This window comes from Nonomuraea thailandensis (assembly GCF_024172165.1).
In the GTDB taxonomy this organism is placed as follows: Bacteria; Actinomycetota; Actinomycetes; order Streptosporangiales; family Streptosporangiaceae; genus Nonomuraea; species Nonomuraea thailandensis.
The window spans coordinates 4199341-4218372 of record NZ_JAMZEB010000002.1 but is presented as its reverse complement, the minus strand read 5'-3'; the positions used below and the strand labels follow the sequence as shown (position 1 = coordinate 4218372).

Annotated in this window: 16 protein-coding genes; 7 read left to right on the top strand and 9 right to left on the bottom strand. The window is 73.4% G+C overall.

Annotated features, from left to right (window positions below; genetic code table 11):
• The first annotated feature begins 242 nt into the window (after nt 1-242).
• Entirely contained in the window at nt 243-1631 is a 1389-nt protein-coding gene (locus HD597_RS22910; RefSeq protein WP_253744731.1) for a carotenoid oxygenase family protein, read from the top strand.
• 159 nt (nt 1632-1790) lie between these two features.
• Here HD597_RS22910 and HD597_RS22905 read toward each other — a convergent pair whose 3' ends face one another.
• Nucleotides 1791-2435: a nitroreductase family protein gene (locus tag HD597_RS22905; protein ID WP_253759457.1), complete on the bottom strand. Its 645-nt coding sequence runs from the start codon at nt 2433-2435 to the stop codon at nt 1791-1793.
• Between the two features lie 134 nt (nt 2436-2569).
• Here HD597_RS22905 and HD597_RS22900 point away from each other — a divergent pair, with 134 nt between their 5' ends.
• The gene (locus HD597_RS22900; protein WP_253744730.1) at nt 2570-3034 is read left to right on the top strand and encodes a MarR family winged helix-turn-helix transcriptional regulator; all 465 of its coding nucleotides are present in this window, start codon (nt 2570-2572) and stop codon (nt 3032-3034) included.
• A gap of 128 nt (nt 3035-3162) precedes the next feature.
• On the opposite strand, the gene HD597_RS22895 is transcribed toward HD597_RS22900, so the two are convergent.
• Entirely contained in the window at nt 3163-3921 is a 759-nt protein-coding gene (locus HD597_RS22895) for a glycoside hydrolase family 25 protein (RefSeq protein ID WP_253744729.1), read from the bottom strand.
• A 286-nt stretch (nt 3922-4207) separates the two neighbouring features.
• Nucleotides 4208-4654: a DUF4383 domain-containing protein gene (locus HD597_RS22890; protein WP_253744728.1), complete on the bottom strand. Its 447-nt coding sequence runs from the start codon at nt 4652-4654 to the stop codon at nt 4208-4210.
• Between the two features lie 217 nt (nt 4655-4871).
• On the opposite strand from HD597_RS22890, the gene HD597_RS22885 reads away from it, so the two are divergent.
• Nucleotides 4872-7430 carry a HEAT repeat domain-containing protein gene (locus HD597_RS22885; protein WP_253744727.1) on the top strand — a complete coding sequence of 853 codons (2559 nt, stop codon included), beginning with the start codon at nt 4872-4874 and terminating at the stop codon, nt 7428-7430.
• A gap of 303 nt (nt 7431-7733) precedes the next feature.
• Here HD597_RS22885 and HD597_RS22880 read toward each other — a convergent pair whose 3' ends face one another.
• Entirely contained in the window at nt 7734-10901 is a 3168-nt protein-coding gene (locus HD597_RS22880) for an alpha-L-rhamnosidase (protein ID WP_253744726.1), read from the bottom strand.
• Nucleotides 10902-11175: 274 nt separating this feature from the next.
• On the opposite strand from HD597_RS22880, the gene HD597_RS22875 reads away from it, so the two are divergent.
• Entirely contained in the window at nt 11176-12207 is a 1032-nt protein-coding gene (locus HD597_RS22875; RefSeq protein ID WP_253744725.1) for a LacI family DNA-binding transcriptional regulator, read from the top strand.
• Between the two features lie 13 nt (nt 12208-12220).
• Here the strand turns inward: HD597_RS22875 and HD597_RS22870 are convergent, their stop codons facing one another.
• Entirely contained in the window at nt 12221-12667 is a 447-nt protein-coding gene (locus tag HD597_RS22870) for a VOC family protein (protein WP_253744724.1), read from the bottom strand.
• On the bottom strand, nt 12664-13521 hold the full coding sequence (locus HD597_RS22865; protein ID WP_253744723.1) for a sigma-70 family RNA polymerase sigma factor: 858 nt from the start codon (nt 13519-13521) through the stop codon (nt 12664-12666). The genes HD597_RS22870 and HD597_RS22865 overlap by 4 nt, the downstream gene beginning before the upstream one ends.
• Before the next feature lie 115 nt (nt 13522-13636).
• Here HD597_RS22865 and HD597_RS22860 point away from each other — a divergent pair, with 115 nt between their 5' ends.
• Nucleotides 13637-14050, top strand: coding sequence for a VOC family protein (locus HD597_RS22860; protein WP_253744722.1), 414 nt, complete (start codon nt 13637-13639; stop codon nt 14048-14050).
• A gap of 377 nt (nt 14051-14427) precedes the next feature.
• A complete protein-coding gene (locus tag HD597_RS22855) occupies nt 14428-15270 on the top strand; it encodes a universal stress protein (RefSeq protein WP_253744721.1) in 843 nt (280 codons plus the stop codon).
• Between the two features lie 36 nt (nt 15271-15306).
• Here the strand turns inward: HD597_RS22855 and HD597_RS22850 are convergent, their stop codons facing one another.
• Both HD597_RS22850 and HD597_RS22845 read right to left on the bottom strand, forming a co-directional pair.
• A complete protein-coding gene (locus tag HD597_RS22850) occupies nt 15307-16329 on the bottom strand; it encodes a hypothetical protein (protein WP_253744720.1) in 1023 nt (340 codons plus the stop codon).
• A 124-nt stretch (nt 16330-16453) separates the two neighbouring features.
• On the bottom strand, nt 16454-17068 hold the full coding sequence (locus HD597_RS22845; protein WP_253744719.1) for a TetR/AcrR family transcriptional regulator: 615 nt from the start codon (nt 17066-17068) through the stop codon (nt 16454-16456).
• 106 nt (nt 17069-17174) lie between these two features.
• On the opposite strand from HD597_RS22845, the gene HD597_RS22840 reads away from it, so the two are divergent.
• The gene (locus HD597_RS22840; RefSeq protein WP_253744718.1) at nt 17175-18116 is read left to right on the top strand and encodes an oxidoreductase; all 942 of its coding nucleotides are present in this window, start codon (nt 17175-17177) and stop codon (nt 18114-18116) included.
• Here HD597_RS22840 and HD597_RS22835 read toward each other — a convergent pair.
• Nucleotides 18092-18952, bottom strand: a complete 861-nt coding sequence (locus tag HD597_RS22835) for an SDR family NAD(P)-dependent oxidoreductase (protein WP_253744717.1) — start codon at nt 18950-18952, stop codon at nt 18092-18094. The two genes, HD597_RS22840 and HD597_RS22835, sit on opposite strands and share 25 nt — an antisense overlap.
• Nucleotides 18953-19032 lie beyond the last annotated feature (80 nt).

The window sequence follows — 19032 nt, the reverse complement described above, 5'->3', positions numbered from 1 at the left end:
TTCCCGCGCACGGGCCGCGCAGCTTGCCGATGGAGCATCCTGAATCCGCCTTTCCTGGGCAACAGGCGCTCACGATAGGCAACACCCTGCGGCGAACCCAGCCGAACCGCCGGGGGCGCGACCTTGCTTGCCGCGGCCTTGACCGGCACCCCAGCGGGGCGGAACTGTGTCCGTGACGACCCTGGGCGACGCCGTGGCCCCGTTCTATGGTGACGCTCTCCCGACTCCGCTGGAGGGGCGCCGTGATCGACCCCGAGACCGTCGAACAGTACGACCTCCCCGGCCACCTCGAAGCGGTCCCCGACGAGATCGACGCCGTGGACCTGCCCGTGACCGGCGCGCTGCCGCCCGAGTTGGACGGCCGCTACCTCCGCAACGGCCCGAACCCCCTGCCCGGCCGGCGCGGCGGCCACCTCCAGGCGGGCCACGGCATGCTGCACGGCGTACGGCTGCGCGCCGGCCGCGCCGAGTGGTACCGCAACCGGTGGGTGCGCACCGGGGCCTTCCACGGCAGGCCGTTCGTCAGCCCCGACGGCAGGGTGGACCTGGCCTCGACCTCGGCCAACACCCACGTGATGGCCCACGCCGACCGCATCTACGCCCTGGTCGAGGTGGGCCTGCCGTACGAGGTGACGCCCGAGCTCGGCACCGTCGGCCCCTGCGACTTCGGCGGACGCCTCACCACCGCCATGACCGCCCACCCCAAGCGCGACCCGGACACCGGCGAGCTGCACTTCTTCGGCTACGGCTTCCGCCCGCCGTTCCTGACCTACCACCGGCTGGACGCCAAGGGCGAGCTCGTCCACAGCCGCGAGGTCCCGGTGCGGGCGGGCACGATGATGCACGACTTCGCCGTCACCGAGCACCACGTCGTCTGGCTCGACCTGCCGATGACCTTCCAGCTCGCGCTCGCCGGCCAGGGCATGCCGTACGGCTGGGACGAGGCCCACGGCGCCCGCCTCGGCCTGATGCGGCACGACCGGCCGCAGGCCGCGGTGACCTGGTTCGAGATCGAGCCGTGCTGGGTCTTCCACGTCGGCAACGCGCACGAGGACGCCACCGGCCGGGTCGTCGTGGACGCGGTCCGCTACTCGCCGGCCGAGTGGACGGCGCTGTGGGCGCTGCTGTCGCGGGCCGACGCCGCGCGCGGCTTCGCCCCGCAGGACCCGGCGGTCGGCCGCGCCCGCCTGCACCGCTGGACCCTCGACCCGGCCACCGGCGCCGCCGCCGAGCAGCGGCTCGACGACCGGGTGGTGGAGTTCCCGACGATCGACGACGACCTGACCGGGCGGCGCTCGCGCTTCCTCTACACGGTCACCGGCGGCGAGCCGCGCAGCCGCGACCGCTGCGCGATCGTCAAGTACGACCTCCACGACGGGACGAGCGCCGCCCACGTCCTGGACGGCGACACGATGATCGGCGAGGCGGTGTTCGTGCCCGCGGCGCAGGGGCCGCGCCGGGAGGACGACGGCTGGCTGATGGCCGTCGCCACCCGCCGCGACGGCTCCGCCTCGCAGCTCCTGGTCCTCGACGCCGGCCGCGTGCAGGGCGGGCCGGTGGCGTCGGTGGAGCTGCCCCGCGGCGTGCCGACCGGCTTCCACGGCTCCTGGATCCCGGACCGCCGTCCCTAGGGCGGCAGGACCCGGTCAGGGCCAGGCGGGCTCCCCGTGCCGGTCGGCTGCGACGTGCTGACCGACGGCGGACTCCGAGCTCAAGGTCGTGATCATGACGGCCGCGCCCGGCGTCGCACGCATGCCGGGCGGGCCGCGGGCGGCGACCGGCCCGGCCGCTCACCAGCGTTCCCAGTGCAGGACCTCCTCACGCGGGACGCGGGGAGCGGGCTTGAAATCGGTGCCGACGGTGAAGGCCAGCGGGATGAACGCGGCCAGCATGACCTCCTCGTACGGCACCCCGAGCACCCGGGCCAGCTCAGGCTCCAGCGGCCCCTGCGCCGTCGTCCACACCGTGCCCAGGCCGCGCGCCCGCGCCGCCAGCATGAAGCTCCACACCGCGGGCAGGATCGATCCCCACGTCCCGGCCTGCACGGTCACCGGGGCGCCGTCGGTGCGCCCCTCCACGGCGGGGATGACGAAGGCGGGCACCCGGTGGATGTTGGCGGCCAGGTGGCGCAGGCCGTCGAAGACGCGGTCGGTGGAGCCGGGGTGGTGGCTCATCCGCCACAGGTCGCGCTCGGTCAGCGGCTGGCCTGTGGCCAGGGCCTGGGCGCGCAGGAAGAGGTCGGCCACGGCGCGGCGCTGCTTCGGCTCGGTCACGACGAGGAAGTGCCAGCGCTGCCGGTTGCGGCCGGTGGGCGCCTGCACGGCCAGGTCCACGCACTGCTCGATCAGCTCGCGCGGCACGGGGCGGGTGAGGTCGAGCCGCTTGCGCACCGCGCGGGTGGTGCTCAGCAGCTCGTCGGGGTTCAGGTCCAGCATCACGACGTCCCTCTTTTCATCTGGATGCAAACAGTTGGGATGCAGATGATGCGAGAAACCGTATGCCTACAGATCGTCTATAGTCAAACTATCTGTACGGATATAGACTGGCGGCTCCGAACGGAAGGACGGCGATGGCGACGACGACCAAGGCGGCCCGCGGGACGGCGTACTTCCCGCGACTGGCGGCCGAGCGGCTGGACATCGCGCTGTGCCGGGCCTCTGCCGCGGTGGCCAGAGCCGCGGACGCGCACGCCGCCGAGGAGGGGCTCGGGGTGGGGCAGCATCTCGTTCTCCGGATGCTCGACGCCGTCGGCCCCTGCTCGCAGCAGACCCTCAGCGAGGAGCTGCGCATCGACCGCAGCGTCATGGTCGGCGTCTGCGACGATCTGGAGCGGGAGGGGCACGTCCGCAGGGAGCGCAACCCCCGTGACCGGCGTTCCTACGCCGTCACCATCACCGATTCGGGCCGGCGGCGGCTCGCCGCCGCGCAGGCCTCGATCCCGGCCTTCCTCGACGACACCTTCCAGGCCCTCACCGATGACGAGCGCGGCCAGCTGGGTGCGCTGCTCGGCAAGCTGCTGGGCGGGAGCCGCTAGCGTCGGCGGGAACGGGCGGCCGGGCCGGGCGAACGGCGCCGCCCGGCACGATGGGCGCGGGCGGCGGGGCGTCACGGCGCGCGATGGGCGGGAGCGTCGCGCGGTGCGATGGGCGCGGGCGGTGAATCTTACGCGGAGGCCCTGCCCAGCTCGCGTAGCTGGCCGGGGCTCAGCGCGGAGACGTTCTGGTCGACCGGCGAGTCGGTGTACTGGTGGATCGTCCAGGACTTCCAGTCGGCGGGCGGGGTGATCATGCCCTTGTCCCTGCCGTAGTGCGCCACCCAGAGCGGGTACTCGGCCAGCCCCCTGCCGTAGGTGTCGGCGAAGTTCCAGCCGCTGTAGAACATCGGGGTGACCCCGGTCCTGGCCTTCACGTGGGACAGCCAGGCCCTGGCCCAGGCGTTGACCTCGTCGACGGACCGGCCGTCGGTCGTCTCCAGGTCCAGCACCAGCAGGTCGCCGGGCGCGGCCGGCTGCGCGTTCACCGCGGCGAGGAAGTGGTCGGCCTCGGCGATGGGGTCGTTGCCGGGGTGACCGTAGTGGTAGGCGCCGCGGACGATCCCCTTGTCGCCCAGCTCGCGCCAGTTCCTGGCGAACGACGCGTCGCGGAAGCCGGTGCCCTCGGTGGCCTTGACGATGCCGAACTGGGCCGAGCTGGCGCTCCAGTCGTAGAGCGGCTCGTAGTTGGAGATGTCCAGGCCGTAGGAGAGCCGGTGGGCTTCCTGCCGGGTCTCGTGCGCGGCGACATGCCCGGCGGGCGAGGCCAGTGCCGTGCCCACCACTCCGGTCAGAGCGGCGGCGCCCGCCAGGATCGCGCCGCCGACGGCGAGGCCGAAGCGCTCGGAGATCCGGTTCTTGAGGGTGGCGGCAAGCCGGGGCTTGAGCATGAGGTGATGACTCCTTGCTTTCGTGCCGCCGACCGGGACGGGTTCGGGCTTCGGATGCGGGAGCGGCCTGGCGCTCGGTCCGGCCGGCGGGGCGGGCGACGACACCACAGCAAGGTGTCCGTACGTGCACCGCCGCCTACCGAAGGTACATATCGCCCCAAAAGCGGTGCAAATACGGCAAAAGCAATCCCCGCCTGTGAGGTGCCCGGCGGGGATTGCTTTTGCCGTCCCAGTCGGCGATTACGCGGCTGGGTAAAATATCCGGTTGGTTCGGCGGGAGCGGTGCTCAGTGGCCGGCGGTCACGCGGCGGCGGCCCAGGAGCAGGCCGAGGGCGATCATGCCGATGCCCAGCACCAGGTGCAGCCAGTTGTCGGCGGCGTTGAGCGGGACGAAGTTGGCCGGGCTGTCGTGGCCGACCAGCATGCCGTAGATCCACAGCAACAGGTAGATCACCCCGCCGCCGACGAGGAAGTTGCGCGCGCCGCTCCAGGTGCGGGCGAGCAGCACCCCGGCGATGCCGAACAGCAGGTGGACGATGTTGTGCAGGATGGAGATCTGGAAGACGCCGAGCAGGTGCGCGTCGGACTCATGGCCCGCGAACCGCAGGTCGTCGTAGCCGGTGGTGATGCCGGGGATGAAGCCGAGCACGCCGACGAGCAGGAACACCACGCCGACGACGAGCGCGGCGAGCTGCACGGGGGAGCGGGTGGCCGCAGTGCGCGGGGTGTCCATCAGGACCTCCCTGACTAGGTGAGCCCTCCCTCTACCCTCGGAGCAGTGGACAGTCGCGGCCACCGGGCATCCAGGCAAAATCTACAACGTAAAGGCGTCGGACCGGCTGTCATGATCGGCTCGCGGACCGGCTGTCACCATCGGCTCGCAGGCCGGGGTGTCACCATGGGCTCGCGGGGTCGAAGACTGTCGGCGGCGTCCGGCAGGATGGCCGCCCATGGACGAGGCCGCTGATCTGTTCGCCGGGCTGGACGAGGTTCGCTGGAGCCGCATGCGGCACGCCTACGGCTCCGCGGGCGACGTGCCGGAGCTGCTGCGCGGGCTGGCGCACCCCGATCCCGCCGTTCGCGAGACCGCGCTCGACGGCATGTACGCGGGCGCGCACCACCAGGGTGACGTCTACCCCTGCACGCTCGCGGCGATCCCGTTCCTGCTGCGCATCGCCGCCCGCCCGGGGCTGCCCGGGCGGGCGGAGGTGGTGCGGTTGCTGGCCGGCATCGGCTCGGCCGAGGATCCCGACGAGCTGTCGGGGCCGTACCGGAAGGCCAACCAGGCGGTCGCGGCGGCGTACCCGCTGTGGGAGCGCCTGCTTGAGGACGCCGATCCGCGGGTGCGGGAAGCGGCGGCCGAGGTCCTGCCCGCCTGCACCGGCCAGGGCCGCGCGGCGCTCGCCCGTTTGACGGCCCGGCTGGCGGACGAGGGCGACACGAGCGTGCGGGCCGCGTTCCTCCGTACGCTGGGCACGCTGGCGCGGCGCGCGGGGGAGTCCGGCGCGGCGCCGCGCGACCTGCTGGCCGGCATCGTCGCCGCCGATCCGGACCCGGAGCTTCGGCTGGTCGCCCTGGCCGAGCTCACCTCGCTGCCTGCCGCGGGCCGGCCCGATCGGGTGAGTGACGACGGTCCCGGCGCGACGGGAGAGAGCCGGCCCGGTCAGGGCGGTAACCATGGTCCCGGCGGGGCGGGCGGGCGTCGATCCGGCCTGGGCGGTGATGGCGGTCCTGGTGTGGCGGACGGGAAGCGACCCGGCCTGGGCGCTGATGGCGAGCCGGGCGGGAGCCCACCCGGCCAGGGGAGTGACGGCGGGCTTGGGCCGACGGGTGGTTCGCCGCTGGTCGAGGTCGGTGACGCGCTGCGGATGGTCGCCGCCGTCTACCGCTCGGGCACGGCCGGCGTCCCGACCGCGGGTTTCGAGACCGGCACGCTCGTCGGGGCCGTGCGCCGGCTGCGCGAGCGGGAGGACGAGGGCCGGCGCGCGCCCCGGGCCGCCGAGCTGGTGCGCAGCCTGAGCTCCTCCTACGGCGACCGGGTGGCCGACCGGGTGCGCCTGCTGACCGCGCTGCTGCGCGCACCGGACTGGGAGTGCCGCCTGGACGCGCTGTGGCCGTCGAGCCTGCTCATCGAGGGCTGGCGCGGCGACTACGGAGAGCTGGTCGGGGCGATCGGCGAGCAGGTCCGCGACGGGCACGCACGGACGCGCCCGCGTGCCGTCAACGTGCTGCAGTCGCTGGGCCCGCTGGCCGCGCCGGCCGCCGGCGCGCTGGTGGAGGCGCTGGGGGCCGCTCCCGTACGGGCGCTGCCGCACACGAGCGCCGACGAGGGGCACCTGGCCTGGGTCGTCGAGTGGCCCGGTGACCTGCCGACCGTCGGCGGGGCGCTGGAAGCGCTCAGCCATGCGGGGGACGAGCGGGCCCTGCCGATGCTGGCCTGGGTCCTCGACCGCGAGCCCTTGCCCCGCCACACCGGCTCGCTCCTGGTCCCCTTCGGGCCGCGCGCCGCCCCGCTGGTGCCGCTGGTGCGCCGCCGCCTGCGCGACCTGCCCGCCGGCGACCCGCACGACCATCGCCGCGACGGCATGGCGTACGCGCTCGCCGCCATCGGCCCCGTCGCCGCCGAGGCCCTGCCCGACCTGCTCGACGGGCCGATCACCCCCGCCGTGCTCCGCGCGCTCGTGGCCGTCGCGCCCGCCGAGCCGGCATGCCTGCCGATCCTGCGCGAGGCCGCCGCCGGCCAGGACCGGCGGCTGGCGGTGCCGGCGGCCGAGGCGTTGTGGCGAATAAGCCAGGCAACCAACGCCAACAACGACGGCCACGTCTGTGGCCATGACCGTGGCGACGCCCACCTTCACGCCGACGCTGCTGGCCGCGCTCACGCCGACGCCCATGGCCACGGCCGCGCTCACGCCGACGCCCATGGCCACGGCCGCGCCCACGGCAACGCGGACGGCAATGGCCGAGGCCACGGCGACGCCCGCGCCGAGGTCCGCGGTGAGGCCGAGGTCCGTGGTGAGGCCGAGGTCCGTGGTGAGGCCGATGCTGCGCTCGCGGTCGCCGGGCGCTGTCTTGACGACGACAGCCCGTACGCGTGGCGGGACGGGACGGAGTTGCTTGCCGCGATCGGCCCGGCGGCGAGGCCGTACCTGGCGCGGCTGCGGCGCCTGGCCCGGCGTAAGGACCCGCACCACTGGCTGCCGCTGTCGGCGGCCCGCGCGTTGTGGCGGGCGACCGGGGACCCGGGGCCGGTGCTGCCGGTGCTGGAGCGGGCCTGGGCGGCGAACGTGCACACGCGGGGCGAGGTCGCCGCGCTCTGGGCCGAGATGGGGCCGGAGGCGGCGAACGTTGCCGGGTTGCTGGCCGCCGAGCTGGGCCGGGTGCGCCGGCACAACGCGAGCGACGACAGCCACCACAGCGCGGCGGTCGGTGAGGACGAGAAACTGCTCGCCCTCTGCCGGACGGCGCTCGCCGCAGTGGACGGCGCCACACCGGAGGCCGGGGAGTAAGGACAGCCACGAGCGCTTCCCGCCGGTGTGACCGGCCTTGGCCGCCCCGGCACGGGGAAGCGCCCGCGCGTGCTCACCGGAGGCGGCGCTTGTGCCTGCGTGGGAGTCCGCCCGAGCCTGCGGGGGAGTCCGCCCGAGCCCGCGCGGGAGTGCACACGTGACCACGCGGGAGTGCAGACGTGACCGCGCGGGAGCCCGCCCGGGCCCGCCGGTCGGGAGGCTGCCGTCATGGTCGCCGTAGGAGAGCCCGCCCGGTAGCCGCAGTCGCGGCCACCGGGCGGGGCCCTCGCATCACGGTCGTGCCTACGTGCCCGGTCCGGTGTGTGCCGCCACGAACGTGAAGGAGCCCGAGGCGACCCGGTAGACGGCGTGTTCACCGTCCATCCGCAGGAACGTGGCCCGGTGCGGTGCCGTCACCAGGCGCCGGTCCCCGGCCGGGACCCACACCTCGGCGGTGGTGTTCGCAGGGATGCCGACCTTCAGCTCGAAGCGCCGATCGTTCCTGGTCCACTCCGATCGGGCGGTGCCCTGGGGTGTGTCGTAGCTGCCCTTGACGTAGGCGAGGTCGCCGACCGGCTTGGGCTGGATGACGAGCTCGCGGTAGGCGATGGAGCCGTCGGCCGCGCGGATGCCGGCCAGGCCGGTGTGGAACCACTCCTCGATCTGGGCGAGGATCATGTGGTTCTTGGAGTCGCCGCGGTTCCAGCGCTCGCCGATGGTGGTCATGCCGCCGGGGTTGGCGGGGGTGGAGGCCATGAAGTAGCCGTAGCTGGGCTGGGCGTCGCTCTGCAGCAGCTCCCACAGGACGTCGTCGCGCCCGCCGTCGGCCAGGGCCCGGACGGTGGGGGCCATGCCGATGGTGCCGCCGCTGAAGTGCGGGCCTTCGCCGTTGGGGTGGAAGGCGTGGACGAGCTCGACGAGGGCGTCGATGACGGCCTGGCGTTCCCCGTCGGGGACGAGGCCGGCGTCGAGGGCGAGCGCCTGGGCGGTCTGGGTGGCGCCTGTGGTGCCGGCGTTGCCGCCGGTGGTGTAGCGGCGCAGCTGCTGGTTGTAGAAGTGGCTGTTGAAGGCGGTCTTGATGTCGGCGGCGAGCGCCTGGTAGCGGGTGGCGTCGTCGGTGTGGCCGGTCAGCCCGGCCATCATGGCCAGCTTGGTGATCATGACGTAGTAGCCCCAGGTGCCGGTGATCCGGCCGGAGGTCTGGTCGGCGGAGACCCAGTCGGCCAGGGCGGCGTCCACGATGTGCGCGTTCTCGCCGGTGCCGGCCTTCTGCCGCTGGATGTAGTCGGCGAAGTCCACCATCCGGTCGTAGTAGCGGCTCATGGTCTTGGTGTCGCCGTACAGCTCGTACAGCATGGCCGGGACGAGGATGATGGCGTTGCCCCAGTTGATCTCGTCGCCGAAGCGGCCGCTGTAGCCCCAGTCGTAGACGGGTGTCTTGAGTGCGACGTTGCCGCGCATCGGGGTGTCGGCGAGCGACTGGCCCTCCACGAGGTGCCGCATGGTCGTCTTCAGGTACGCGGCGAGGTCGTGGTCGCGGTGGATGGCGCCCATCGGCATCGTGTAGTCGGCCGGGTAGGACAGCTTCTCGCGGCCGGGGCAGTCGGTGAAGACCGACATGATGTTGGAGGCGAAGGAGTAGCGGGACATCTTGTGGATGCGGTTGATCCGGGCGTCGGACGTGGTCACCCGTCCGGACACGGGGGTGTCGGCCTGGAGCCGGATGCCCTTGATCAGGTTCTCGTCCGGGGTGTAGCCCTCGGGCAGGCCGGTGACCTGGACCCACTGCATGCCGAAGTAGTTGAAGTCGGGGTGCCAGCTCTCGCCGCCGCGCAGCCCGGCCGTGGTGTAGGTGTTGAACAGGTCGCGGCCCCGGTTGCCGCCTCCGCCCATGAGGGAGGCCTGGTCGACGGTGCCGTCGGGGGCGAGCGATTCGGCGGGTGACATGCGGATCACGGTGCCGGCCGGCACGGTGCCCTTGAGGTTCAGCTGCGGCCACCCGACGATGTTCTGCCCGAAGTCGAACACCCAGACGCCCGGCGCGGGGTTGGTCAGCGAGACGGGGGTGAAGGTCTCGACGGCCTTGACCGGCTCGGCCGTGCGGGCGACGAGCCGGGTGGCGAGGTTCGGCGGCGGCGCGATGCCGGCGTCCGTCCAGGCCATGGGGGTGCCGTCGCGGCGCTCGGCAGCAGGGGAGAGGTCGGCGCCGGGGAGGTCCCAGCCGGGTTGCTCGCGGCGGGCGTCGTGGTCGGAGCCGGAGTACCACGCGTCGGTGACCAGGGGGCCCAGGGCGGTGCGCCAGCTCCGGTCGGAGACGATCACGTCCGGCGAGCCGTCGGTGTAGGTGATCTCCATGCGTGCGATCAGGCGCGGGGTCACCGCAGCGCCGGCGCTCGGGTCGCTGGCGGCGATGTTGTTGCCCGAGCCGGTCACCGTCGCGCCGGCGGAGTGGGGCCTGCCGAGCGCGGGGGTGAAGGTGATGTCGGAGGCGCCGATCGCGGTGATCGTGCGGGATTCGAGGTTGCCGCCGCCGTCTCCGGTGTCGATGTTGACGGTGCCGCCGACGTGGTAGCCGGTCACGCTGTCCAGGGACACGGTGGTGGCGCCGGGTGCGGTGGCGGCGGTCAGGGTGCCGCTGCCCTTGAGCTGGCTCTGCCACCAGGAGTAGGGGGAGGTGCGGCCGACGGCCGGGTTGGTGACGCTGCGCCGCACGTAGGCGGGGCCGTTGCCGAGCCGGACGCCTAGGGTGTTGGCGCCGGCGCGCAGGGCGCGGGTGAGGTCGTAGGTGCGGTACTCGCTGGAGAGCTGGTAGTTGGAGTTGCCGGGGGCGAGCACCTCGCCGGTGAGCTCGCGGCCGTTCAGGGTCGGCAGGTGCAGGCCGACGCCGGACAGGTAGAGGCGGGCGCTCGCCACGCGCCTGCGCCGGTCGAGGTCGAACGCGCGGGCGAAGATCGGCATGGGCTGCGTCTCGGTGCGGCCGGGGTGGTCGATCCAGCGTGCCTGCCCCCAGTCGCTCTGCTGGAGCAGGCCCATCTCCCAGGAGGACGGCCGGCTCCAGTCCGAGGGCTGCTCGCCGGCGTCCCAGACGCGTACGTGCCAGCTGACCCGCTGCCGCGAGGCGAGCGGCCGTCCGGCGTAGCGGACGCCGGACTGGACGGCGGAGCGCACCTTCCCGGAGTCCCACAGCAGCCGCCCGCGGCCGAGATCGCTCTCGCTCGCGGCGACCTGGATCTGGTACGCGGTCTGCGCGTCGGCCGGGCAGGCGGCCCGGGAGCCGGGCCGGTGGCACGGATGGCCGGCGGAGCGCCGGGCCGGGTTCATCCGCCAGCCCAGCAAGGGGGCGGGGTTGTCGAGGCCGAGGGGCTGGTCGCGCCGGCCGTCCACGCGCAGGTCCACGACCTCGACGTGGGGCTGTCCGGCGGCGGCCGGCGCGGGGTGGAGGGGCTGCCCGAGGACGAGGGTGAACGTCACTCCCAGTCCTGCCCATAAGCGGATGCGGCGGCGTAATGAGGACACAAGTCACTCCCTGCGGCTCTAAAACGATTTAAGAACCTTGCAGACGCCGTTAACGTAAGCGTTGCGGGATGTGTCGTCAAGGGAGATCCGAATAACGGTTCCCGCAGTCACCGCACGTCAGTTCACTGGTATGCGGTGCTTTCGGGTATCGGTATGCACGAGGGCGGCGGGGAGACGCGGCGCCGCCGTGAGCTCGTAGAATCGGACGACGCCTCGGAAATGGAGTTCCATGGTCACGTCCGGCCCACGACGACGAGTGACGATCGCCGACGTGGCGAGCCACGCACAGGTCTCCGTCACCGCGGTGTCCAAGGTGCTCAACAACGCCTACGGCGTCAGCCCGGCCATGAAGAACAAGGTCAAGACCGCCATCGAGGAGCTCGGCTACCGGCCCCAGGCGGTCGCCCGCGGCATGCGCGGCCGCACCTTCACCCTCGGCCTCGTCCTGCCGCACATCCGCAACCCGTTCTTCGCCGACATCCTCGACGGGCTGACCGCCTACCTCGAGACCACCGACTACCAGGCGTTCATGATCCAGGGCGGCGCCACCCGCAAGGTCGAGCAGCGGGCGGTGGACGCCCTGCTGTCCCGGCAGGTGGACGGCATCATCATGGTCGCCCCGCTGGCGTCGAAGGCGCGGCTGGAGGAGGTGGCCAAGGAGAAGCCCGTCGTGGTGCTCGCCCGCCACGAACGCTCGCCCCACTACGACTCGGTCTTCGACGACGACGAGGCGGGCGCCGAGCTCGTGGTCAGGCACCTCATCGAGCTGGGCCACCGCCGCATCGCGCACATCACCCACCAGGACGACAGCATCGCCAGGTCCGCCGACCTGCTGCACAGCATCCGGTCGGCGGCCTACGAGCGGGTCATGCGCGAGCACGGCCTCGAGGACGAGATCGCCATCGCGACCAGCTTCTACCACGAGCAGGGCGGCTACGACGGCGCCCGCGAGCTGCTGCGCCGGGCACCACGCCCGACGGCGATCTTCGCGGGCGCCGACCAGGCGGCGCTCGGCGCCCTCGCCGCCGCCCACGAGGCCGGCCTGTCCGTCCCGGCGGACGTGTCGGTCGCCGGCTACGACAACACCCACCTGGCCGCGCTGCCCAACATCTCCCTGACCAGCATCGACCAGGACGGCCACGAGATGGGCCGCGCCGCCGGCAAGCTCCTGCTCGAACGCATCGAAGGCCGCAGAACACCCGTACGCTTCACCGTCACGCCGACCCTCGTCGTCCGCGCCTCGACCGCCGCGCCCCGCTGATCTGGAAAACGATTCAACAGCCTCCGGGCTGGGTGAAGCGCACGAGGTTGCCGGACGGATCGAGGAAGGCGCAGTCGCGGCTGCCGTCCGGCCGCCCGATCGGCTCCTGCATCACCTCGGCCCCCGCCTCCTCCAGGAGCCCGAACGTGGCGTCACAGTCGTCGGTGACGAGGACGAGACGGCCCAGCAGCCCCTTGGCCAGCAGCTCCTCGATCGCCCGCCGGTCCGCCGGCGGGACACCCGGGCCCGCGCCGGGCGACCCGAGAAGGATCCGCACGTCCGGCTGCGCGGGCGGGCCGACGCTCACCCATCGCGCCCCGCCGGCGTCGGCGGCGGCGTCGTCGGCGTCGTCGGCGTCGCGCACCTCGAAGCCGAGCACGTCACGGTAGAAGCCGAGCGCCTGGTCCAGGTCGTGGACGGCGAGGGCGAACCGCGAGAGCCGCAGCCGCGGGCCGCTCAACGCCGCTCCTTGAGCAGGACGACGTCGAGGCCGCCGAGCCGGCCGGGATCGGTGTCGATGGCGATGCGGCTGATCCTCCCGCCGGTGACGGTGAACGAGAAGACGGCCCGCGGCCGGCCCCGGTGCAGCCAGACGGCCGCCGGCACGCCGTCGACCAGGGCGAGCAGGGCCGCCCTCGCCCCGCCGGCGAAGAAGGTCGCCACCGCCTGGCCGCCGCGGATCTCGCCGACCACCACGTCAGGATCGAGGATGTCGATCAGGGCGGCGAAGTCCCCGTTCCTGGAGGCGGACAGGAAGGCCTCGACGAGGTCCCGCTTCGCCGACCGCGCGGCCTCGGACTCTCCGGCCGCTCCCCGCACCCGGCGCCGGGCCCGGCTGGCCAGCTGCCGGGCCGCGGCGGGGGAGCGGTCGATGATCTCGCCGATCTCGCCGAACGACACGGCGAACACGTCGTGCAGGACGAACGCGAGCCGTTCGGCGGGCGCCAGCGTGTCCAGCACCACCATCAGCGCGACCCCGACCGAATCGGCCAGCAGCACCTCCTCCTCGGGGCCGGCCCGCCCGGCCGGCTGGACGCCCGCGGGCGTGGCCGGCTCGGGTGGCAGCGTCCCGGCCGCGTCCTCACGCCGGTGGCGGCGGGCCTCCAGCATGTTCAGGCAGACGCGGGCGACGACCGTGGTCAGCCAGCCGGCCGGGTTCTCCACCTGCCCCGTGTCGGCGCGGCTGACCCGCAGCCACGCCTCCTGCACGGCGTCCTCGGCCTCGCCGGGTGAGCCGAGCATCCGGTAGGCCACCGCGTGCAAGCGGTCCTGGTGCTCGGTGAACCGCCCGCTGACCCAGTCCTGCTCGACCATCTGTCACATTCCTCCGTCTCGCCGGTCATTCACATTGACCGACACAACAGGGAAATGTGACATCGGGGCCTGGCTCCGGTGCCGCACCTGTCAGCTCAGACAGAGGAGACACGACATGAAGGCGCACGTGAGCTCGATCCTGCTCGGCGTCCGGGACATGGAGCGGGCCAAGCGGTTCTACACCGACGGCCTCGGCTGGAAGGTCAAGAACGACTACGGCATCTCGGTGTTCTTCGAGTCGGACGGAGCCTCGCCCGTCGGCTTCTACGGCCGCGAGGGGCTGGCCGGCCAGGTGGGCACCAGCCCGGAGGGCAGCGGGTTCAGCGGGCTGGTGCTGACCTACGTCGTCCGCAGCGAGGCGCGGGTGGACGAGGTCATGGCGGAGGCCGAGAAGGCCGGCGCCACGATCCTCAACCCCGCCGGCGCGCTGCCGTGGGGCGGGTACGGCGGCACGTTCGCCGACCCGGACGGCTACATCTGGAGCCTCGGGTACAGCGGCCGGGGCGCGGACCAGCCGTACGCGGAGTAGGGGCCTGACCTGTACCGGGCCCGGTACAGGTCGTTCGTCACCTCGGCCGGGGACCTTCGGCCCTGCCGGCCCCCGGCCCGTACGGTGATCATGGAAGCAGACACCCGCCGAGGGGGAGATCCCCATCCCCGAGGCGGCCCCCGCCCGGCAGCGGTCCGGTGGTGACCGGCAGTCACAGTGGCGAGCCCGACCGGCCGGGCGGGGGGCCGCGTCCCTCCCCTCCCGGCGGGTGTCTTTCAGCGAAGCCCCGCCGCCGCCGGATGCGGACGCGGGACGTGCCGTCCCTCCCAGGGCCGTTCGGCCCTCGCCTCGCCGGCCTCCGGCCCTGCCAAGGCGGCCCCGCGCATGATGCGATGGAGGTGACGAAGGAGGCAATCATGATCATCGCAGGAGTGGACGGATCCGTGGCCTCGCGAGCCGCCGTGGAATGGGCGGCCGCCGACGCCGCCCGCAGGGACCTGCCGCTGCGGATCGTGCACGTCGTGGACACCTCGTGGTACCTGGTCGGCAAGCGGCCCGACGCCCCCCTGCCCGACACGCTGCTGCGCGGCGGGCGGCAGGTGTTGCAGGAGGCGGAGACCCTGGCCCGCGAGCGGCAGCCGGCCGTCGAGGTCGCCACGGAACTGGTGACGGGCAGGCCCGCCGACGTGCTGCGCGAGCGGGCCGTCGACGCCGAGGAACTGGTGGCGGGCAGCCGCGGGCTCGGCGGGTTCGCCGGCGCGCTGGTGGGCTCGGTGAGCATGCACCTGGCCGGGCACGTGCACTGCCCCGTGGTGGTGGTGCACGCCGCGCACCTGCCAGCCCAGGGGGAGGTCGTGGTGGGGGTGGACGACTCGCCGGAGTGCGAGCCCGCGCTGGCCTACGCCTACGAGCAGGCGGAGCTGCGCGGCGCGACGCTCAGGGCCGTGCACGCCTGGCAGCTCCCGGTGCACGCCTACGCCCCCGACATCGTCTACGACATGGACGAGGTCCGCGCCGCGCGGCTCCAGGTCGTCCGCGACCGGCTGAAGACGCTCGGCCGCGACCACCCGAAGGTCAACGTGATCGAGGACGTGCAGAGCGCGCACCCCGTGGACGCGCTCACCGCGGCAGCCGAACGGGCCGACCTGCTCGTCGTCGGCTCGCACGGGCGCGGCGCTCTCGGATCGGCGCTGCTCGGCTCCGTCAGCCGGAACGTGGTGCAGCACGCCCGCTGCCCCGTGGCCGTGGTCCGCGCCTGACGGAGCGGGACGTCCGCCGCTGCCGCAGGAGCCTCGTCAGCGGAAGTCGGTGAGGCGGAAGACCGCCAGCATGTCCCCCGACCGCGACGAGCCGGTCGAGAAGGAGGCCTCGGCGCCGACCCAGCCGCGGAAGGCCCCGCGGTCGTCGATGACCTGCATGAGCGGCTTGACGTGCGAGTTGCCGGTGTAGCAGAACTCGCGGCGCTCCATCGCCAGGCAGGTGCACCAGTGCCACATCGTGTCGCGGCGGTCGGAGTTGGAGATCTTCGTCAGGTAGTACTGGATGGAGCTGACCCCGGCCTTCGTGCCGCCGCCGTAACGGGGGCAGCCGCCCGACTTCTGGCAGGCGCCGCGCGAGGACGGCTGCAGGTAGGTCAGGCACGAGGTCGTGGTCGTGCAGGCCCGGAAGGAGGAGTGGCTGAACGGCTGGTTGCCGGAGGTGACGAGCCTGCCGCCGGCCCAGCTCGTGAGGTCCTGCCTGAGCGAGCCGGGGAACGCCTTCACCGAGCTCATCTCGCGCCGGGTGCCGAGGGAGGCGTTGCTGCCGTATCCGTACCCGTGCGTGGCCAGGGTGCTGCGTTTGAGGTCGAGGCGGGCCAGCCTGCCGTCGGGCGAGCGGCGCACGTACCACTGCTCCGTCCACGTCTGGGCGATCTTCCACCGGATGGTGAGCACGTCGCCCGCCATGCTGTACGTCCCGGTGCGGCTCTCGTCGGGGGCGCCGGTGTAACCGCCGGCGGTGAGCACCCGGCAGGTACGGGCGCGCGAGGCGGAGCCGCCCGCCTTGGTGGTGCAGCCCTGGTCGGGCACCATGCCGGTGCGCTGCCTGGCCTCGGGGCGGCGCTGCCACCACAGGTACAGGGAGGCGCTGACCGTGCCGTTCGCGGCGAAGCGGTAGCTGCCCAGGCGCAGCCAGTTCTGCTGGGAGGCGGCCTTCAGGTGGCCCTGTGAGACGACGAAGGTGGTCTTGCCGCCGGGAAGCGCCGCGGCGGCGGCGGGCTGGACGGGCAGGAGGGTGATGGCGAGGACGAAGGAGAGGATCGCCGCTGCGGTTCGCATGAAGCAGGCTCCGGGTGGCTTTCGGGCTTGGCCGGTCATCAACCGGTCACCGTACGCGATCTCCGCCGGGTCTGTCAGGGAAACGGCCACAGCGCGCCTCACCTGGGGGGCAGGCCCCGGCAGGTCACGGCCCGGCGGGAGCGCTCAGGGCGCCGGCGCGCGCGGCGGCCAGCGCGACGTGCGCCGCCCGGTCGGCGACGCTCTCGTCCACCGGGTCGCCGGTCATGAGCAGGCGCAGGTAGATCGGCGCGGCCAGGGTCCTCAGCAGCTCGGCGGCGTCCGTGCCGGCGGGGAGCTCGCCGCGTTCGACGGCGCGCAGCACCACCGGCTCGGCCCTGGCGAGCCGGTCGCCGAACACGTGCCGCCGGGCCGCGGCGATCTCCGGCAGGTGGGCCGCTCCGGTGAACATGGCGGCCAGGACGGCCTGGCCGGTGGGGCTGGTGAACGCCTGGACGAGCGAGCGGGCCAGCGCCCGCAGGTCGCCGCCGATCGCGCCGGTGTCGGGGACGGGGATGTCGGCGGCCATGTGCTCGGCCAGGGCGTCGGTGAGCAGGCTCTCCCGGTCCTTCCACCGCCGGTAGACCGTCGTCTTGTGGACGCCGGCGCGCTGGGCGACGCTCTCGACGGTCAGCGCGGCGTAACCCACGTCGACGAGCTCGGCGAGCGCGGCGGCGTGGACGGCGGCGCGCACCTTGGCGCCGCGGCCGACCGGCCTGGCGGGCGACTGATCAGAGGACATTGCAACTCCGAGTTGCGATACTTCGGGAGCGGATGGCAGGATCAGCGTATCGCAACTTCGAGTTGCGATGCGTTCCCCGTCGCGTCCTTCCCCGAGGTGGCACATCATGCGGACCTCCGCCGCTTGGACCCTCCAGTCCGTTCCCGACCAGACCGGCCGCGTCGCCGTGGTGACCGGCGCCAACAGCGGCATCGGCTACGTCACCGCCCGCGAGCTGGCCCGCCGCGGCGCGCACGTCGTGCTGGCCTGCCGCGACCCGGGACGCGGCGGCGCCGCGCTCGCCCGCATGCGCGAGGAGGTGCCCGGCGCGCGCCTGGAGCTGCGCCAGGTGGACCTCGCCAGCCTGGCCTCCATCCGGGAGTTCGCCGCCGGCTGGCGGCGCGGGCCGCTCGATCTGCTGGTCAACAACGCCGGGGTGGCGATGGTGCCGTACGCCGTGACCGCCGACGGGTTCGAGTCGCAGTTCGGCATCGACCATCTGGGCACCTTCGCCCTGACCGGCCTGCTCCTGCCCCACCTGCTGGCCGCGCCCGATCCGCGGGTGGTCACGGTCAGCAGCGAGGGGCAGCGGTTCGCCCGCTTCGACCTGGGCAACCTCAACGCCGAGCGCGGCTACCGCGCGGCGTTCGCGTACGTGCAGGCCAAGCGGGCCAACCTCTACTTCGCCGTCGAGCTGCAGCGCCGGGCCGACGCCGCCGGGCTCAGGCTGCGCAGCACGGCCGTGGCGCCCGGGCTCACCCGCACCAACGTGCTCACCGGCGGCGCCAACGGCAGCAGGGGGCGGCTGTACGCGGCCCTCGCCCGCCTGCTGGTGCGGGTCGCCTTCCGCCCGCCCCTGGAGGGGGCGAAGACCTCCCTGTACGCGGCGACCGAGCCGGATCTGCCGGGCGGCAGCTACATCGTCCCCGGCGGCCCGCTGCAGCTGCGGGGCGAGCCGGTCCGCCGCACCCGCGAGCGGGCCATCCGCGACGCCGCCACGGCCGCCGAACTGTGGCGGCTGTCCGAGCGCCTCACCGGCGTCGGCTACCTGTCCGCGGCGCCCTGCTGACCGAGATCGCCGTGCGCCTGCGCCGACAGCTCCTGCCAGTCGTCCCACGTCCTGAGCCGGTCGGCGTAGGCCTGCTGGATCATCGGGTGGAAGCCCTGGCCGAAGAGCACCCGCAGGGGCGGGTTGTCCAGGTCGGCGAGCTTGAGGAGCGCCTGGGCGGCGGCGGCAGGGTCGCCCGCGGGCTGCTTTCCCGCGACCGCGCCCAGGCGCACGCGGAGGTCGTCGTAGGCCGGGTCGGGCAGGGCCACGTGCCCGTTGTCGAGCGGGTCGGGGTTCTTGCCGCCCCTGGTGGCGAAGCCGCCGGGCTCGATGATGGTCACCTTGACGCCGAAGCCCGCGACCTCACCGGCCAGGGCTTCGTTCAGGCCCTCCAGGGCCCACTTGGAGGCGTGGTACGCGCCGCCGAGCGGCATCGCGATGAGCCCGGCCGCCGAGGAGAGCTGCACGATGTGCCCCGAGCGCTGCTCGCGCAGGTAGGGCAGCGCGGCCTGGACCACCCACACCGCGCCGAACAGGTTGGTCTCCATCTGGTCGCGCAACTGCTGCTCGGTCAGCTCCTCGACCGCGCCGATCTGGGCGAAGCCGGCGTTGTTCACGATGACGTCCAGGCGGCCGAAGTGCTCCTGGGCCCGCTTGACGCTCTCGAAGACGGCGGCCCGGTCGGTGACGTCCATCGCGAGCGGGAGCACCGCGTCGCCGTAGGCGGCCACCAGGTCGTCCAGCCCGGCGGTGGCGCGGGCGGTCGCGGCCACCCTGTCGCCGCGCGACAGGGCCGCCTCCACGAACTGACGGCCCAGGCCGCGCGACGAACCGGTGATGAACCAGACCTTGCTCATGATGTCTTCCCGTTCTCCATGCTGTGGCGGATGAGCCTTGACGACCATGAGACGACGGCTGCCCCGGCCCCTGTGACACG

Bases quoted from the DNA above. Each gene is read 5' to 3' on its own strand.
- HD597_RS22905 (WP_253759457.1), bottom strand. From the start codon at position 2,435: ATGCTGGACCTGAACCCCGACGAGCTGCTGAGCACCACCCGCGCGGTG.
- HD597_RS22900 (WP_253744730.1), top strand. From the start codon at position 2,570: ATGGCGACGACGACCAAGGCGGCCCGCGGGACGGCGTACTTCCCGCGA.
- HD597_RS22895 (WP_253744729.1), bottom strand. From the start codon at position 3,921: ATGCTCAAGCCCCGGCTTGCCGCCACCCTCAAGAACCGGATCTCCGAG.
- HD597_RS22890 (WP_253744728.1), bottom strand. From the start codon at position 4,654: ATGGACACCCCGCGCACTGCGGCCACCCGCTCCCCCGTGCAGCTCGCC.
- HD597_RS22885 (WP_253744727.1), top strand. From the start codon at position 4,872: ATGGACGAGGCCGCTGATCTGTTCGCCGGGCTGGACGAGGTTCGCTGG.
- HD597_RS22875 (WP_253744725.1), top strand. From the start codon at position 11,176: ATGGTCACGTCCGGCCCACGACGACGAGTGACGATCGCCGACGTGGCG.
- HD597_RS22865 (WP_253744723.1), bottom strand. From the start codon at position 13,521: ATGGTCGAGCAGGACTGGGTCAGCGGGCGGTTCACCGAGCACCAGGAC.
- HD597_RS22860 (WP_253744722.1), top strand. From the start codon at position 13,637: ATGAAGGCGCACGTGAGCTCGATCCTGCTCGGCGTCCGGGACATGGAG.
- HD597_RS22855 (WP_253744721.1), top strand. From the start codon at position 14,428: ATGATCATCGCAGGAGTGGACGGATCCGTGGCCTCGCGAGCCGCCGTG.
- HD597_RS22850 (WP_253744720.1), bottom strand. From the start codon at position 16,329: ATGCGAACCGCAGCGGCGATCCTCTCCTTCGTCCTCGCCATCACCCTC.
- HD597_RS22845 (WP_253744719.1), bottom strand. From the start codon at position 17,068: ATGTCCTCTGATCAGTCGCCCGCCAGGCCGGTCGGCCGCGGCGCCAAG.
- HD597_RS22840 (WP_253744718.1), top strand. From the start codon at position 17,175: ATGCGGACCTCCGCCGCTTGGACCCTCCAGTCCGTTCCCGACCAGACC.
- HD597_RS22835 (WP_253744717.1), bottom strand. From the start codon at position 18,952: ATGAGCAAGGTCTGGTTCATCACCGGTTCGTCGCGCGGCCTGGGCCGT.